Source organism: Bacillus sp. GW823-FHT06A11 (assembly GCF_058795355.1).
The window spans coordinates 215,213-232,524 of the sequence record NZ_JBXAHS010000005.1; the positions used below are offsets into that span (position 1 = coordinate 215,213).

Below are 17,312 nucleotides of genomic sequence, written 5' to 3' on the forward strand. Positions count from 1 at the left end.
TGTGTCGTTCCTGACTGTGGTATTGTGATTGGTTTGCTTTCCATCGGATTCGATTGTAATGGTGTCGTTCCTGACTGTGGTGTTGTAACTGGCTTTGTTTGACCTGTTGGTGTTTTAATTGCCGCTAATGGTTTTACTTCCGCTTTTACATCTTCTTCTTTATTACCAAGTTCCTCATTTAATGGTGCTACTGGTTTAACATTCGCCTTTACATCTTCTTCTTTATCTTTTAATTCTGCTTGTTGTACTTCAATATTATTATCTTGAGATTTCTCTCGTACTGCTAATTCTGGATTTTCTTTAGTTGCGGCTACTTCTTCCTGAACCATTTCTTGCTCCTGATGTCCTTTTCTAACACGAACACCTAAATTTTCTTCTTTTTTCATTTGACTAATATTTTTTTCTTTTTCTGCTTGCATTTGTTCTTTTTCCTTGCGTTTACCATCTGCTACCTTTTCTTTTCTATCAGCATAGTTTTCTTTCAACTGTTTAAACTTACTATAGCCTGATTTACCCACTTTTCCGGCCATTGCCGCACTTGCAACACCCGCGGCTCCAGCTACTGCTACACCTCTTCCAACTGTCTTAGTTCCACGTCTAACATCACGATATTTCTGCCTAATATTACTCATAGCATCTGATGCGCGTGCAGCTCCTGCACTTGCTGGTACCGTAGTAATAGCATCGAAAATAGTTTTACGATATAACCAAACACCTAAGAATGAAAGTACTTGTAATGCGGCAACTACTAAATAACCATACTTATCTGTTGCGCTAAATAAGATTGAAGAAACCCAAAACATTAAAGTTACCAGAAAGCCTATTGCTACTTTCATTAAAAGTGTTCTAAACAATTCAGCTAAGAACCTTTTAGCTGTTCCAGTCCAGGCTGGAACTAATGCCATTAATAACATTACAGGTGACATTAAAGCTACAATTATAAACATTAATTGATAGAATAACATCGCCATACTGCATAATCCAAGAACTATCCATAAAGGTAGATTAATTGCTCCCAGTAATAATACAAGTGCCCCTCTTTCGAAAGTAGCATCTAACGAGAGTGTTTGGTTTTTCTGAACCTCAACTTCATCCTTTAAAAGAGCTTTTCTTTCATCAGGATCTGTCGTTGTTAACATTTTCTTAATTCTCTCATCACCAATTTTCTTCATATCTGTTGTACCAAACTGTAATAACGTATAAGGTTGTTTGATTAATAGAGTATGCGTTAAATCAGTGATAGAATCGACACCACTTGAATATCCTTCACTTGCTCCACTAATACTTTGAGTTGAGTCAAGAACAGTTTTATTTACTTGTTCGGAGAAAGTATTAAGTCCTTTGATGATATAACTTGAATTCGCAAAAAAACCTAAAGTGAAAACTAAGATACCTAATGCTTTTAACAATCCTCCTAGCATCTCTGACTGGCGTCGTTGTACAAAGCCTACCCAGATAACCCAGCAAGCTAATAAAGCTAACATGAGTCCAATTAATTCACTATATATTCCATTACCCCAAGAACCATTGAAGCCTGCCGCTTTAGAGATTACATCACCTAACTTATCTCCAACATCAGCTACTATATTTAAACTCATTGATTGGCCTACCATACTAGTCACAAAACTACTAATTGCAAGGTTTACTGACCACCCAATACTAATTAATATAAAAATAGTTGCTACAATTTGTTCTTTAATATTATCTTTCCATTTCCAAAATTTAAGAGATTCTCCAAATCCACCTTCTGGAGTATAAACATCGATTCCATAACTACTTGGTGGATATTCTTCATATTTTAATTTTTCCTTATTCTTTGGAATGATATCGTCTATAAGAGAAGGTCTGGGTTCTTCCTCTGCATATACTGGAGCAGCTTTAAAAAGTAAATTAAATGCTAAAAGCAAAGTACAAATTAATAACAATAGGGTAATAAACTTTTTCATTACATGTTACTCCCCCTTTTATGGGAAAACCATTAATCTTTGGAACTAAACTCATTTGTCGGTTTAGCATTTGCTACTTCATCAATTTCATTTCGTTCAGGTCCGGTATAGCTTCGAACTTTGAACCCGTCTTCTGTACGGACTACTCTTACCCATTTCACTGCTTTATCGATATTCTTAGGGGGCTTCTTTGAAATAAAGTTATACATAATTGTGTCCTTATCTACCACATATTCTTTTACAGTGTAATCTTTGTATGATAAATTATTTTGAGGTCCTTTATTAGGGTCCAATATTTTATTTTTCTCCCCATCGACAACTAATTTACGTATTGTTTTATAATCATGTTGTAAGTCGGCCTTTACAAAATCCAACATCATTTCCCTTGGAGTGTGCCCCTGTTTATCTTTTTCTTCTCCTACATTTGTTTCGCTATTTCCACATGCCGCGCTCAGAATTAGAGCGCCAGCACATAGGCTAGATAGCATTAATTTTTTTAGTTTAGTTTTTACCATGTTAACTCACTCCTACATTTATTTTTTCTCCCCCTTCTTCGACAAGGGTTGCATTAACTTCCTGCTTTTCTTCATCATTTGACTGTCTATAATTCTTTCTTGCATTTGGTCTTGTATCGAATGCATCGTATAAATCCTTAAACACTACATCCATTGTGACAACACCTGTTCTTCCTTGGATATCTTGGAATAAACATTGTCCTGTTTCTAGATTAGTAATAATCGCATGATTTTCTTCATTATCAGGTAATCCAAAGAAATCTAAGATTGAAGAAATCTCTTTACTGTCGGTATTACGGAATGAGAACTTCATACCGATATTATTCTTAAATGTCTCATCTCCAAGGTCACTTGCACTTTGAGTAGCAAAGTATACTGCAGAGTTTAAGGCACGACAGCTTACGAGCTAACTCTCGCCCTTGAGAAGTCCCCATGATTGCCCATGCTTCATCTAATAGAACAATTTTGAATTTAGTAGGATCCTTTTGAAAGAATTTTCTTGCAAAAGAAGATAGAGACATCAACATACTAACCGATAAGTTTTCTTGTAGGGTATAATCTTTCGGATCTTTTTGAATGTCTGGCATGTCAAGATGCTGAATTTGTATGATATTTACTGCCGTATCAAGTTCAATATCTCTATTTGTTCCATCACCAAAGATTAAGTGTGCAAAGGATAAATTCTCAAAAGCTTGAATATGAGCGGCTAATTGTTGATCCACTTTATCCTCACTATCTTCAAGGTATTGAGATACAGCTGTTAAGCACGGTTCTTCCATTCCTGCTACGAATTCTACAGCTGAAGCTAAGCGCGGGAATTTTTCCGAGTTATCTGGTTTAATACCTGTAATGAAAGTAAGAATTGTCATTGCCAACTCAATTGCATCTTTTCGGCTATGTTTATGAATGATAAATGGGTCTAGTTTCCCTTCATCTCGTCTATCAGTCCCTAGTGTAATTACATTTACCTTACCTTCTAAGCCATGTAAATCTTCTGTCCAGTTCCCCCTCTCACCTTTGGGATCGACAATCAGTGTTTGGGCTCCTCCTAGTACCGCTAGGTAAACAATTAAGTTTGTTCCAAATGATTTACCAGAACCAGTACTTCCTGTTACTGCAACTGAAAGTGCGCTCGTTTTTTGATTTGCAACGGTATTTGTCGCTGCGAGAGAAGGTGTCATATAAACTGCTTTGTTTAAAATACCAGTTGTACCTATATAAAATCCGATATTATCACCTAAATCTTGTGTTGCACCAAACATACCGGCTGCAAGCACTCCAGGCTCCATAAAGTGTATATAATCATTTACATACCTTCTTGAACCAGGGATAAATTCATTAAACAGTAGGAACTGATCTCCATACGGCCTTACTAGTTCAATCATCATCTCTCTATAAATAGAAATGAGTGAATTGGTATTTCGACGCATTGTATCTAAATCTTCAACACATATACAGAAAGATACTGATGTCTTAACTAGTGGCATACGTGTCTTTTGTATAAGTGCTTGTAATTCAGTAGCTTCTTGAACGCCTTCATACACGTTTAGCCCAACAGTTTGTGCATTTTCTCTTGCATGTGCTTCTTGGTCTTCTAAATCTTTTTTCTTTTTATTTAGTTTGGATAGGGCTTTACGATGGTTAATATTTTCAGTGCGAACACTCAGTTCAATTGGGAAATCTATATTTTGGATCATATACATCCACTCTTGGTCTGGAAATTCCATTGTATATGGAATCTTCGATGCTGATAAAAAGCTCATATATGCTGGATACTCTAAACCATCAGAACCAATTTGGGACATTTCTATATGTCTTCCTTTAACGTCTATTTCTGATTCTGTTAAGCGCAATAAACTCTCTTGGTTTGGAAAGATTGCAGAATCGTCATCAACTACTGGGGGCGTCCATCCTGCTGTAACAGGTGCCTCTAATGTACGATAGAAGTTTCGTAACACAATCCATTGAGTTTCATTTGTTTCTAGACTTCTTACTGCTAAATGTTTTCTTATTTTGTTTTTAAAAGCGCTAGATTCCCGTTTAAACATCTCTAAATCAGTTTTTAATATTTTGGTATCACCAAGTAATCCAAACTGTTCTGCAGTATTTTTAAAGGTATGAAATGCTGTATAAAGCATTTCCTTAAGTCCTTCTTGTATGTGTCTTACTTTTAATTTCACACCTATAAAATAACGATATTCTACAGCGTTTTTACCAAATTTTCTTTCTAACTCATGGACAACGTCATCAGTATGATCTATTGCCAGCTCTTTTAGTTCACCACTTACTGTTTCTTTAAACTCATCGGCTTTTTCTTTGAAATTCTGATAAACAGGAATCATTAGTAGATGTTTCTCTTCTTCATAATTCCAAAATAAACCGAGTTGTCGCATAAACAACGTATTTTTATCATCGTCTCCTTTAAATTCGTAAGGAATCCCGTATGCCTCATAATACGCCCAGCAAGAACCATCTTGGTTAAAAATCAAATTCTCATGAAAATATTTGACTGGAAATTCAACCTGATTCATTTGTGCCTCCTTAGAGAAGAATATGAGACTAAAATAATTCTTCTGTATAGACTAATTAATTACTTTTTCTTAATTGAATCATCCTTAAACCGGACTACCGTCTTATATTGATAGCTTCCAATATTACCAGTTATATCCTTATAACGACTCAACTTCTTTCTTTCAAATATGAATGCAAAGAATCGATATATAAATTTGTGTGGGCTCTTTCCATCTAATTCAACATTTCCAAAGAAGTACGCTATACCACCAGGTAATATTAAATATTTGAAAAAGACATTCTCTCCTAAGGGTAAAAACTGATCTAGAAATATAATTACTAAAAGTGTCCCAACAAAGATTCCCAGTTGTCTGTAAGGGACTGGGAAAGGGAGTGTTATGTCCCTTATCCCATATAAACTCTTTGGAATATCCCAAATAGAGTTGTAAGTCCTTACTTCCTTGCGAGTCGGTTTCTGAGTCACTTATACCAACTCCTTAAAAATTTATGAGTTTTACTAGTTATCATTTGAAAACTAAGTTATATAATTTTGTTCCAAGGTCTTTAAATACGTCTGGTGAGAATACAAATACTGAAACAATTGCACAAAGTACCAGCCAACCAATTAAACCTGCCATTTGTCGTTTTACAAGTAGCACTATTACACCGATGATTGTACAAACTAAAAAGATTGGACCTAACTGAGCTACTAACCAGTTTTTAATATTCACCCCAAAATTAATGTTACCTAGAACCGCTGCATCTGTAATAGCAGGTAATTGCTGAGCAACCATATCTAATCCCAAAAGCTCCATAATTATTTACCCTCCACTTTCTCTAATGTGTTTTCAAATTTCTTCATAGAGCTAATTGAAAACTTGTTATCTTTATTTACTAGACTTAAATCATATGTGTATGTGTACTCTAAGCTGCTATCATTGTCTTTTAACTTGGCATCAACTAAGACTCTGTATCCTTTATCCTTATCTTCATAAATTCGTAGGTTTTCTAATTTGCTAAATGTCATAATGCCTTTTAGTCCATTTGTTATATTGCTTTTTTCAAAGTAGTAAGCAATTTCTTCTGGTGTTCCTTCTGTATAAACTTTAAATACTGATTGTAAAAATTGTTCTACTTTTTTCACTTCTGCATCTGTATTAATTTCTCGTCCTTCTAATTTGAAGGTAGCCACTTTATAAGATGCCTTTTCTCTCTCTCCATGAACGATTGTAGGATTGTTAGGAACGACCATTTTTCCTTTCTCCATTAAAATTGGAATAGAGAAGTACCTTGTAACTTCTTTAGGCTCTTTTGGTGTATCTGGGGCTTGAGTCATTCCTGGAGCAGGATTATTTACAGGTTCTAGTTTCTGAATGATTTTCAATGTTACTTCTGCTTCATTTCCTTTTTGCCGAACCTCTACAGCTTCCGACTTAACTAAAGTACTAGAGGCGTTTTTTAAAGTGTCTCTATTTAATCCACCTTGCGCATCGGATCCTTCAACTAGAAATTTCTCTAATCGCTTTTTTCGCTCTTCAGCTACATTCATATCAACTTTCCAGTTAAAATAATTTGCGGCAAAACTATTCGCATATGCAATTAATTCTGCTTCTGACATTTTAATTTCTACGGGTTCCTCCTTCTTTTCTTGAACAGCTACTGCTCTAGGAGGACCGGCAAGTTGGATAAATGAAAGAGAGCTTCCTGCAAACACGAATCCCATCACACACCAAAATGTAACCTTACCTACTTTTCTTCCTGTTATCGCCGGAACTTTCTCCCTTGTTTTACGTTTCTTCTTTTCTTTAAGTGCTTCTGAATTTTCTAGTTGCATATCTAATATTTCAGTTGTTTTATTCTTTGCTTTTTTAAAGAATGTAAATTTCTTTTTTTCGGCGTTTTTCTGAGATTTCTTTTTTACCATGTCTTCACCTCTCTTTTTAAATGGTTAGGAGATTACAAAGTTCATTGTAATTTCCACTAATCAACTATCTACTTTAAGTATGATTTATTTTTTTCGGAAATCTAAGAGAAATAAAAAAATTTATGTTTTTATATCAAAGTTTTTGAGAGTAATTAAAAATAAACATTATATTTATTAAAGTCCATAAAAAAACCAATTCCATTAAAAAATGAAATTGGCTATACACAGGAACTATTCACTATAGTAAGTACTACACAATATTAAAACCTAATATAATATATATCTTTAATATATATAAAGAAAAAAGATAAAACTTTTATACAGAGGAAAAATCGTGTTCTAACATTGCTATGCTAAGGGTTCATTATTACTCTAGCCGTAAAAAATCATAAAAAGTAAATACTGGGAATGTACTTAATGAGCTGGATGATGATTAAAAACTACAAAATATCGTAAATTAGGTATTTAAAAACTACATTTTATCATCGTTAATTTGATGCGAGTGAATGCATAAATAATAAATACAAATTTTGCTGATTTATGAACAAACTTTCCACATTTCTTAAAAACTACACACAATTTATTAACAAATTGGTCAAAGTTAGGAACAGAATCCACTTTTTAAACATAACTAACAGAAGTTTTGCTGATTTTAAGTAGATTTAGAGATAGAAGATGATAAGAACAGCGCTTAAGGCTTTATGTTATACACATCAGGTCAAAATTATTAAGATATCAACAGAATTATAAAAAATATTTCTGATTTTTTGTAGATGAAATGACACAAAAAGACTGAAAATTCAGATTTAACAGTTCGGAAATTGTGAATATCTCATTTTGATTTATGTTCAATGTATGTAATTGCATAAAAAATAGAGAGGCGTAATCATTAACATTGAAAACTTTCTCTCTGTTTTGTTAGAAGTAATGCATTTCACAGGGGATCTTCAACACGAATAGCCCTCCACTTTTGTTTTTTTCAAAAATAGAGAGCTGTATCTTTACATTGCAGGAAGCAGCTGATCAACCGAATGTGGTGTTTCACTTTTTGAACGGTAGTATGCTTCTAAGGACTGTAGAAACTGAATTAAATCAAAGTCTTCAGGGACCTCAATTACACGAATCTTTTCCTTCGGCAATTTATCAACTTTTTCAATGAACAGTTCACGAATATCACTAGGCATGTTAGTTCCTTGATGCCCGCTAGACTTTAATAGTTCACGAATTTCAATTTCTAATGCTGTATATGCGTTAATATTTACTCCTTGCTCATAAGCATATTTTCTAAATAGTGATTCCTCTTGATACTGCATGTAATTACGATGATATGCATCTATAGTTACAGGTACAGCATATTTCGCATGAAGCAGGTCATGCGCTTTACGGAATAGCTTTTGAACATTGCGTAAAGAGTATATAGCAAAATGAGTACCAAATTTAAAAATGGCCTCTTCTTGATCATGTTTAGGTACATTATGTGTAATTAAAGGATAAATTCCAGTTTTAGCAGCTGTGTCTAATACACGATATTGAGAAGATTGCTTTAATAATTTACTTAGTGTATAAACAAGCTTTTTCGGATATCCTTCTTGTCGATCAATCATTTCCCGTAAGCCACGAACTACTTGGCGAATTTGACGATGACAGGAGTGTTTTAAAACATTAATGAATTGGTTCATATCCTTTGCAAATTCAGCAATGTTCATTTCAACTAACAAGTTTTCTATGAATTTAGCTTTACGCTTATATGTATCTCGTGGTGTAAATGGGTCACGGTATTCTGCTCCTTCTTCTTTCGCGCATAAGAAATCAGGATGTACAGATAAATGCAATGTTGTATATTGCTTTTTATTCTTCTTCCCTTTTTCTAACTTGCAGATTTTAAATAAAGGAGATCCAGTAGCAGAAAGTTTTGTTTCTAATTCCTCAAGTACAGCACGAATCTGATGTGGGTATTTCTTATGTAAGTAACGATACATACCACCAAAGTGTGTTGAGTTTCCTTGTTCATCAACTTTGAATAAAGAACGTTTCAGGGTAGTTTCGCGTTTCTGCTGCATTGCTACATCCATGAATAGTTTCTTAGCTGCAATGGATAACTCAAAGAATTCTTTGGTAAATACTATCGGGCTAATAAATGTATATGCATTTGCTTTATTCGTTTCTTTATTCATGAAATCAGTTAAGGTGATTTTATATTTACCACTGTACTCATTTTCGATTGTAATGATGTTATGGAAACTTAACTTCTTCAAAGCCACATAAAATTGTGAGTGGTGAATATGTGAAAATGCTTCTTTATAATTTTTATAATCTTCCCAAAGCATGTGGATCGATACATGCGAAAGTTCACCATATGTATTACATTTTTTATGAAGAAATAGAAATACTTCTAAATCAGCATTTGTAATACCATATAGCTTATGTTTTCTGCCTTCGTTTTTATCAAATTCACTTACTTTATCTACAATCTTTTTCATTTTCAGTGAAAAAGATGGCTTTGCTTTAGCAACAAATCCCTCTTCATCTGCAATTCGTTCTTCATAGGACATTGAATTCACAATGTCTTCTAGATAGGTATCTTTAAAACTGTAATACTTACCTTCCAAAGCTTCTACTAACTTTTGCCATGATTTAATTGTTACTATTACCGGTGTTGTTGTTTCACCATTTAAACTACGTTTGTTCTTTATAACGAAAGGTTTTGCCATCTTTTTCACCTCCTTTTATGTTAAGTTGCAGTTTTCCCCACAATTAGATATAGAATTTCATTTTTGATTATATCAAATCGAATGCTGGTGAAATCTGTCCCTTTAAGAGGAAAAATAAAAAAATGAAACGTGCCCAAATCCCTTGGGGGACAAGGGATTTGACGTTTCATAAAAAAAAGTTTGTTGCCACCATAGGGCTATGAAGTTTTTTGAATATGAAACGTAGTATGTTGTGGGGGAAATCTTACTAAACCATTGATTTTATAGGGTTTTACGCTAATTTCGTTTTAAAGTTGTGGCCATCATATAGCTATAACGTTTCATGTTTTGGATTGACTAAGAAATTTCTATAGATTTCGTATAAACACTGATATATAGGGAGTTATAACTGTTTTTAAATGAAAAGTTGTGGCCATCATACCGCTATAAACGTTTCATTTCGTTTCATGTTTCCTGCCGTCATATAGCTATAACGTTTCATGTTTTTAAAACAAGTTATATTTTATTGAAAGCTGCTGTAACCCTTGGTATATATAGGTTTTTTGAAGTTTTAAAGTGAAAGTTGTAGCCATCATATAGCTATAATGATTTTATTGTTTTTTCTTTCATATTTAATGAAATGGCTTTATATCAACGTTTATTAGTAAATTACATAGAATAAAAATTTTTTTAGTCGAATGATTTTCAGGATATTCTCGTTTCATTTTTTTAAAGTTGTAGCCATCATATAGCTATAACGTTTCATAAATTACGAAATTATAACCACAATATAGCTATTCATTATTATAAGTAAGAAGTAATAGCCAAGATAAGGCTATATAGTTTCAAATAAGAGCTTATAGCCATGATAAGGCTACATAGTTTCAAGTAAGAAGTAATAGCCGTGATAAGGCTATATAGTTTCAAATAAGAGTTTATAGCCAAGATAAGGCTATGTAGTTTCAAGTAAGAAGTAATAGCTGTTATAAGGCTATATAGTTTCAAATAAGAGTTTATAGCCAAGATAAGGCTATGTAGTTTTAAATAAGAAGTAATAGCCAAGATAAAGCTATGCAGTTTCAAATAAGAGTTTATAGCCATGATAAGACTACATAGTTTCAAGTAAGAGCTTATAGCCGTGATAAGGCTATATAGTTTCAAATAAGAGTTTATAGCCATGATAAGGCTATGTAGTTTCAAATAAGAAGTAATAGCCCCGATAAAGCTATATAGTTTCAAATAAGAGTTTATAGCCAAGATAAGGCTATGTAGTTTCAAGTAAGAAGTAATAGCCGCGATAAGGCTACATAGTTTCAAGTAAGAAGTAATAGCCGTGATAAGGCTATATAGTTTCAAGTAAGAAGTAATAGCCGCGCGATAAGGCTATATAGTTTCAAGTAAGAAGTAATAGCCGCGATAAGGCTATATAGTTTCAAATAAGAGTTTATAGCCCCGATAAAGCTATATAGTTTCAAATAAGAGCTTATAGCCGCGATAAAGCTATATAGTTTCAAATAAGAGCTTATAGCCCCGATAAGGCTATATAGTTTCAAGTAAGAAGTAATAGCCGCGATAAGGCTATATAGTTTCAAGTAAGAAGTAATAGCCGCGATAAGGCTATATAGTTTCAAATAAGAGTTTATAGCCAAGATAAGGCTATGTAGTTTTAAATAAGAAGCAGTTTTATATAATTAAAGGCAAATAAAGAGGATTTAAATGATCCAAAATAAAAGGAGTAAAAATCAACAATTGTGCGGATTATTCAGATAACATTTCACCTTAAAGGTTATGTAGTTTTTCATCTAAATGGGAAAAATAAACGCATTTTGACTCAGTCATTCGTTTAAAGTGAAATTCCATCAGTGGGAGTCTTATAGCCTGCGAATTGTGGGATGAAAAATGGACTAAGAATTTAATCTTAGTCCATTTCTTATTTTATATCCATTTTGTGTGGAATGTACCTTCTTTATCTACTCGTTTATACGTATGCGCTCCAAAATAATCGCGCTGCGCTTGTAACAAGTTTGCAGGTAGTTTGGCAGTACGATAGCTGTCATAATAAGAAATTGCTGCTGAAAATGCAGGTATCGGAATACCCTGTTGTACCGCCATTGAGATAATTTGGCGTAATCCGCCTTGATATGACTCTACAATTTCTTTAAAGTATGGATCAAGTAAAAGGTTCGGTAGGTCAGTGTTTGTCTCATAAGCCTCTTTAATGTTCTGTAAAAAGGCAGCACGGATAATGCATCCGCCTCTCCAAAGCATAGAAATGCTGCCAAAATCAAGGTTCCAATCATATTCCTCAGAAGCTGCCTTCAATTGCGTGAATCCTTGTGCATAAGAACAAATTTTACTCATATATAAAGCTTGGCGCACTGCTTCAATTAATTCAGCTTTTTCAACTCCAATCGCTGTTTTATCTTTAGGGCCAGATAAAACTTTGCTTGCGTTCACGCGCTCTTCTTTTAAAGCAGAAATGCAACGGGCAAATACAGATTCCGTGATAATAGGAAGAGAGATGCCTAAATCAAGTGCGCTTTGACTTGTCCATTTCCCTGTACCCTTTTGTCCTGCAGTATCAAGAATAACATCAACTAATGGCTTACCAGTTTCTTCATCTTTCTTCTTGAAGATATCGGCTGTAATCTCAATTAGATAGCTGTTCAGTTCACCTTTATTCCATTCAGCAAATATTTCATGGAACTCTTCTGCAGTCAAATCAAGTGTTTGTTTCAAGAAGAAATATGCTTCACAAATTAATTGCATATCTCCATACTCAATACCGTTGTGAACCATCTTTACATAGTGTCCTGCCCCATTAGGTCCGATATAAGAACAGCAAGGCTCGTTATTCACTTTTGCAGAGATGTTTTCAAGCATATCCTTTACTTTTTCGTATGCATCCTTCTGTCCGCCTGGCATAATAGATGGTCCTTTCAATGCACCCTCTTCGCCGCCTGACACACCTGCCCCGATGAAATTGATTCCTTCTTCGGCAAGACGTTTGTTTCGGCGAATTGTATCGACAAAGTATGTATTACCACCATCAATTAAAATATCACCTTTATCAAGGTGAGGGACTAGAGAATCAATCGCCTTATCTGTAATTTCCCCTGCATTAACCATTAATAAAATCTTTCTAGGTGATTCAAGTGAGTTAACAAACTCTTCAACTATATGAGTACCAACTAAGTTTTTACCACGGTTTTCCTCAATGATTTCATCAACTTTTTCCTTTGAAATATCATATAGGGCAACAGAATACCCTTTACTCTCAAAGTTAAGTGCGAGGCTTTTTCCCATAACGCCCACACCAACAACTCCAATTTGTAACTTTTCCATATTCCATCGTTCCTTTCCATGTATGTTACTCTGTATTATAGTATATATACCTAAAATAACACTTTAATCAAATAATCAATCTTTTTCATTTCAATAGGCTCTGCCAGTATTCGTGCAAAAGGTTATAGGGACACGGCACATCATTATCAAGTTAAAAAATAAAGAGAAATTTGCATCCTTATTAATCAATCATGAAAAATAACCGGTTAATTATGAAAAATCACATTAAACAGCTTCCGTATCCCTTTTACTGTTTAGAAAGATCTATACAAATAAACTTAATAATAAAGTAAACCCTAATCCGGCTACAGAAACGATAGTCTCAAGTAAAGTCCATGTTGCAAATGTTTCTTTCATGCTTAAACCAAAGTACTCTTTGAACATCCAGAAACCAGCATCGTTCACATGTGAAGCAATTAAACTACCAGCCCCTGTTGCAAGGACAACTAAAGCAAGGTTAACATCAGATTGACCTAACATCGGAATCACTAAACCGACAGTTGTTAATGCAGCAACCGTAGCAGACCCCAATGAAATACGTAAAATGGCAGCGATAATCCATGCGAGCAAGATCGGTGATAATGAAGTACCTTTGAATAATTCGGCTACATAGTTACCAACGCCGCCATCAATTAATACTTGTTTGAAAGCGCCGCCTCCACCAATAATTAAGAGCATCATCCCAATATTCGAGATCGCTGTTGTACAAGATTCCATCACGTTTTTGATTGGAATATTTCTTGCCAATCCCATTGTATAGATCGCAACTAGTAAGGATATCAACATGGCAGTATCCGCATTCCCAATAAACTCGATCGTTGCTAGTAAACTATTATCTTTGAATCCCATTGTTTTTTGCAGCAAAGTAATAATTGTAGCGACTGCCATTAAAAGAACAGGCAGTAAAGCGGTAAAAACACTGATTCCAAAGCCAGGAGTTTCTTCAAGTTTAAATACTTTCTGCTCACCTAAAGATTTGATATTACCGGTTTTTGTGAACGCATCAGGTACTAGCTTTTTTGCAAGTTTAGTAAATACAGGTCCAGCTAACACAACCGTTGGAACCGCTATCATAAAACCGTAAAGTAATACTTCACCGATGTTTGCATGCAATTCACCAGCGATAGCAGTTGGTCCTGGGTGTGGTGGTAAAAATCCGTGTGTTACAGATAAAGCAGCTGCCATCGAAATACCGAGATATAAGATAGAAACTTTTAATTCTCTTGAAATTGCAAATACAATCGGAATTAATAATACTAAACCTACTTCAAAAAATAATGCAATCCCGATAATAAATGAGGCAGTCACAACAGCCCATTGAATGTTCTTTTCACCAAATTTTTTCACAAGGGTCATGGCAATGCGTTGTGCACTCCCAGAATCTGAAAGCAACTTACCTAACATCGCACCAAGTCCAAAAACGAGTGCTAAATGACCAAGTGTTCCCCCTAATCCCGCTTCAATGGTTTTAAAAATTTTTTGAGGCGGCATTCCAAGTGCTAAAGCAACCCCGACCGATACAATGATTAATGAAATGAAGGTATTTAATTTAAAGCGCATAATCAGTAAAAGTAATGCTAAAATCCCAATTGCTACAATGACTAATGGCATCGTAGTTCCCCCCTAATCTTAGCTGTATTTGTATTTATATTTATCCCACTATTCGTGGGCAGTAAGGCCCCCCACCTCGAGATTTAGATAGAAGCGAGGCGTGGGGGATTACTCATGAAAGTTTTACTTTATTAAATTTCTTTGATAATTTGCAATTCGTGTATAATCGTCTTCTAGCGCCCTTGATAGGTTAATAAATATAGGCAGTAATTGTCTGTATTCTTTTGTTGCTTCTTCTTTCGGTGTATGTTTGTAGGTACTGCCAACCATTTCGGAAACGATTTCAAAAGAATCAATTTTTCCTGTGGCATAGAGACCTAATATACATGCACCTAGACAAGAGCTTTCGTAGCTCTTTGGAACAACGACTTCAGATGCGAAAATATCGGACATCATCTGTCGCCAAACGTCAGACCTTGCGAAGCCGCCTGTTGCTTGAATACGGGTTACAGGACCATCCATGCATTCGGTTAACGCTAAGAATACAGTGTATAAATTATATATAACGCCTTCTAAAGCTGCACGAATCATATGTTCCTTCTTATGTGACATCGTTAAACCGAAGAAGGAGCCACGTACATCTGGATTCCATAATGGTGCACGTTCACCTGCGAGGTATGGATGGAATAATAATCCGTCTGCACCAGGTCTCACACGTTCAGCTATTTTAGTTAATACATCGTATGGATCAATTCCTAGTCTTTTCGCAGTTTCTACCTCTGATGAAGCAAGTTCATCACGAATCCAACGAAGGACCATTCCTCCATTGTTTACCGGTCCACCAATTACCCAATGCTTTTCGGTTAAGGCATAACAAAATATTCTTCCTTTTTTATCTGTTTGTGGTTTATCAATGATGGTCCGAATAGCACCACTGGTTCCAATTGTGACAGCAATCTCCCCTTTCCGAATTGCATTCACACCTAGATTAGAAAGCACCCCATCACTGGCACCAATGACAAACGGTGTTTGGGAATCGATGCCAATCTTTTGGGCTAAATCTGGATTGCAGTTGCTAAATGTTTGGGTGGTCGGTACGAGTTCAGATAATTGACTTGGTGTTATACCAGCAATTTTTAAAGATTCCTCATCCCAATCTAGTTTTTTTAAGTTGATCATCCCCATGCACGAGGCGATGGAATGATCAACAACATATTGATCAAAGAATTGTTTGAAGATATATTCTTTGATTCCAATATATTTCTTCGTTCTAATAGCAATTTCCGGATGATCATTCACAATCCATGTAATTTTACTTAATGGTGACATGGGGTGAATAGGTGTTCCTGTTCGTCTATAAACTTCATGGCCATTCAGTTCATCTTTGATTTTATGTGCCCATGCCTCACTGCGATTATCTGCCCAAGTGATACAAGGTGTCAGCGGCTGATCATTTTCATCCATGGCAATGACACTATGCATAGCACTGCTAAATGAGATAAACGATGGTTTTTTATCTGAATGCTGTTTCGTTATATTTGATATTGCTTGTAAAACAGCTTGGAAAATCTCTTCTGGATCTTGTTCCGCTGTGGATATATCCGGTGTGCGAAGTGGATAACCAATATTCTCGGTTTGGATGACTTCGCCTTTTTCAGTAAATAAAACTGCTTTCGTACTTGTTGTACCGATATCTATACCTAACATATAGCTACTCATGTCCTTGCTCTACTCCTTTAGATAACATTTGTTGTGACATCCAGAAATCTTCAACTTTCCCTTGAACATCATCAAAGTTTAGATGTAAGGCCTCAATCATGAGGGCTCGATCTTTTGATTCGATTGCTTTTATATAAAGCTCATGATTTTTAATAACCCGTTCAAAGTCTTCGTACTTTTCCTTGAAACGATTACGCATTGATAAAAGGATTAAGCTTTCCATAACAGGCTTTAAATTATTCCAAATCATCAGGATGTAGGAATGCTCAATGGTTCGAATAATCGTTTCATGGAATAAAAGATCTTGATAAGAAAACTCATCAGAATCATGATATTTAATGGCGATTTTCATCATTTCCATTATTTTATTTAGTTCTCTTACTAAATCATTTGTGTCCATCTTTACAAGTCGCTCAAAGATAAACTTTTCTATAAGTAAACGAACATCATATATTTCTTCGATTTCTTTCTCGGTTAAACCAATGACAACTGCGCCCATTCTTTCTAAGCGAATAATATTTTCAGAAGCTAGTACTTTTAATGCTTCACGAACGGGTGACCGACTTACAGAAAAATCGGCAGCTAATTTATTTTCCGACAGGATGGTACCGCTTTCAACTTCCCCTGCAATAATGCGCATTCTCAGTTCGCTCGCAACACGATCCCCTGTAGAAGCTTTTGAAAGCCATTTTTCAGGATAAAGAAATTCCATTGATTTCGCCATAAATTCACCTCATGTTAATCAAGTATACTTGTATACAAGTATTATAACTCGGATTTTTAATTATGCAAGCGCTTTTATTGTTTGCTTTGGTTCTTTTAGAGGAAAGCCCCATAATTATCAAGCTAACAAATCGAGTCGCCCCAAAAACTATTATTGTTGATGAAGAAGATTTAGGGAATGGAAAACTGAAGAATATGATATTCAAGGATTTACATCAACATATTTACCACTCAGGTTTACAACTTTTTGAGTCAAAAATATAGATGTAAAAATGTAACAGTAACTGAATTTGAGCATTAAAAACTTTTAAAAATTGAAATTGTATTGTAAAGTAATGATTTTACAAATAGAAGCAGTTTTATATAATTAAAGACAAGTAAAGAGAAT

At 34.8% G+C, this 17,312-nt stretch carries 10 protein-coding genes and 1 pseudogene; all 11 read right to left on the bottom strand.

The window, feature by feature from the left end; genetic code table 11:
* On the bottom strand, positions 1-1,946 hold a 1,946-nt coding region (locus tag AC1Q8L_RS23235; RefSeq protein ID WP_492339500.1), incomplete at its 3' end, for a CD3337/EF1877 family mobilome membrane protein.
* Positions 1,947-1,978: 32 nt separating this feature from the next.
* Positions 1,979-2,461 carry a hypothetical protein gene (locus AC1Q8L_RS23240; RefSeq protein ID WP_000241152.1) on the bottom strand — a complete coding sequence of 161 codons (483 nt, stop codon included), beginning with the start codon at positions 2,459-2,461 and terminating at the stop codon, positions 1,979-1,981.
* A 1-nt stretch (position 2,462) separates the two neighbouring features.
* Positions 2,463-4,992 (bottom strand): annotated as a pseudogene (locus tag AC1Q8L_RS23245) (ATP-binding protein).
* Between the two features lie 59 nt (positions 4,993-5,051).
* Positions 5,052-5,456 (bottom strand): TcpE family conjugal transfer membrane protein, encoded by a 405-nt coding sequence (locus tag AC1Q8L_RS23250; protein ID WP_000192356.1) that lies wholly within the window; start codon positions 5,454-5,456, stop codon positions 5,052-5,054.
* 40 nt (positions 5,457-5,496) lie between these two features.
* The gene (locus AC1Q8L_RS23255; protein ID WP_098312014.1) at positions 5,497-5,787 is read right to left on the bottom strand and encodes a hypothetical protein; all 291 of its coding nucleotides are present in this window, start codon (positions 5,785-5,787) and stop codon (positions 5,497-5,499) included.
* A 2-nt stretch (positions 5,788-5,789) separates the two neighbouring features.
* Complete coding sequence (locus AC1Q8L_RS23260) at positions 5,790-6,896, bottom strand: conjugal transfer protein (protein ID WP_098312015.1); 1,107 nt, start codon at positions 6,894-6,896, stop codon at positions 5,790-5,792.
* 1,001 nt (positions 6,897-7,897) lie between these two features.
* Complete coding sequence (locus AC1Q8L_RS23265) at positions 7,898-9,607, bottom strand: hypothetical protein (protein WP_025118267.1); 1,710 nt, start codon at positions 9,605-9,607, stop codon at positions 7,898-7,900.
* A 1,914-nt stretch (positions 9,608-11,521) separates the two neighbouring features.
* On the bottom strand, positions 11,522-12,931 hold the full coding sequence (gene gnd, locus AC1Q8L_RS23270; protein ID WP_000413550.1) for an NADP-dependent phosphogluconate dehydrogenase: 1,410 nt from the start codon (positions 12,929-12,931) through the stop codon (positions 11,522-11,524).
* A gap of 264 nt (positions 12,932-13,195) precedes the next feature.
* On the bottom strand, positions 13,196-14,542 hold the full coding sequence (gene gntP / locus AC1Q8L_RS23275; protein WP_025118426.1) for a gluconate permease GntP: 1,347 nt from the start codon (positions 14,540-14,542) through the stop codon (positions 13,196-13,198).
* A 123-nt stretch (positions 14,543-14,665) separates the two neighbouring features.
* Positions 14,666-16,201 carry a gluconokinase gene (gene gntK, locus AC1Q8L_RS23280; protein ID WP_098312217.1) on the bottom strand — a complete coding sequence of 512 codons (1,536 nt, stop codon included), beginning with the start codon at positions 16,199-16,201 and terminating at the stop codon, positions 14,666-14,668.
* Entirely contained in the window at positions 16,194-16,925 is a 732-nt protein-coding gene (gene gntR, locus AC1Q8L_RS23285; RefSeq protein ID WP_001130027.1) for a gluconate operon transcriptional repressor GntR, read from the bottom strand. The genes gntK and gntR overlap by 8 nt, the downstream gene beginning before the upstream one ends.
* Positions 16,926-17,312 lie beyond the last annotated feature (387 nt).

Coding starts and splice junctions, on each gene's coding strand:
- AC1Q8L_RS23240 (WP_000241152.1), bottom strand. CDS start 2,461: ATGGTAAAAACTAAACTAAAAAAATTAATGCTATCTAGCCTATGTGCT.
- AC1Q8L_RS23255 (WP_098312014.1), bottom strand. CDS start 5,787: ATGGAGCTTTTGGGATTAGATATGGTTGCTCAGCAATTACCTGCTATT.
- AC1Q8L_RS23260 (WP_098312015.1), bottom strand. CDS start 6,896: ATGGTAAAAAAGAAATCTCAGAAAAACGCCGAAAAAAAGAAATTTACA.
- AC1Q8L_RS23265 (WP_025118267.1), bottom strand. CDS start 9,607: ATGGCAAAACCTTTCGTTATAAAGAACAAACGTAGTTTAAATGGTGAA.
- gnd (WP_000413550.1), bottom strand. CDS start 12,931: ATGGAAAAGTTACAAATTGGAGTTGTTGGTGTGGGCGTTATGGGAAAA.
- gntP (WP_025118426.1), bottom strand. CDS start 14,542: ATGCCATTAGTCATTGTAGCAATTGGGATTTTAGCATTACTTTTACTG.
- gntK (WP_098312217.1), bottom strand. CDS start 16,201: ATGAGTAGCTATATGTTAGGTATAGATATCGGTACAACAAGTACGAAA.
- gntR (WP_001130027.1), bottom strand. CDS start 16,925: ATGGCGAAATCAATGGAATTTCTTTATCCTGAAAAATGGCTTTCAAAA.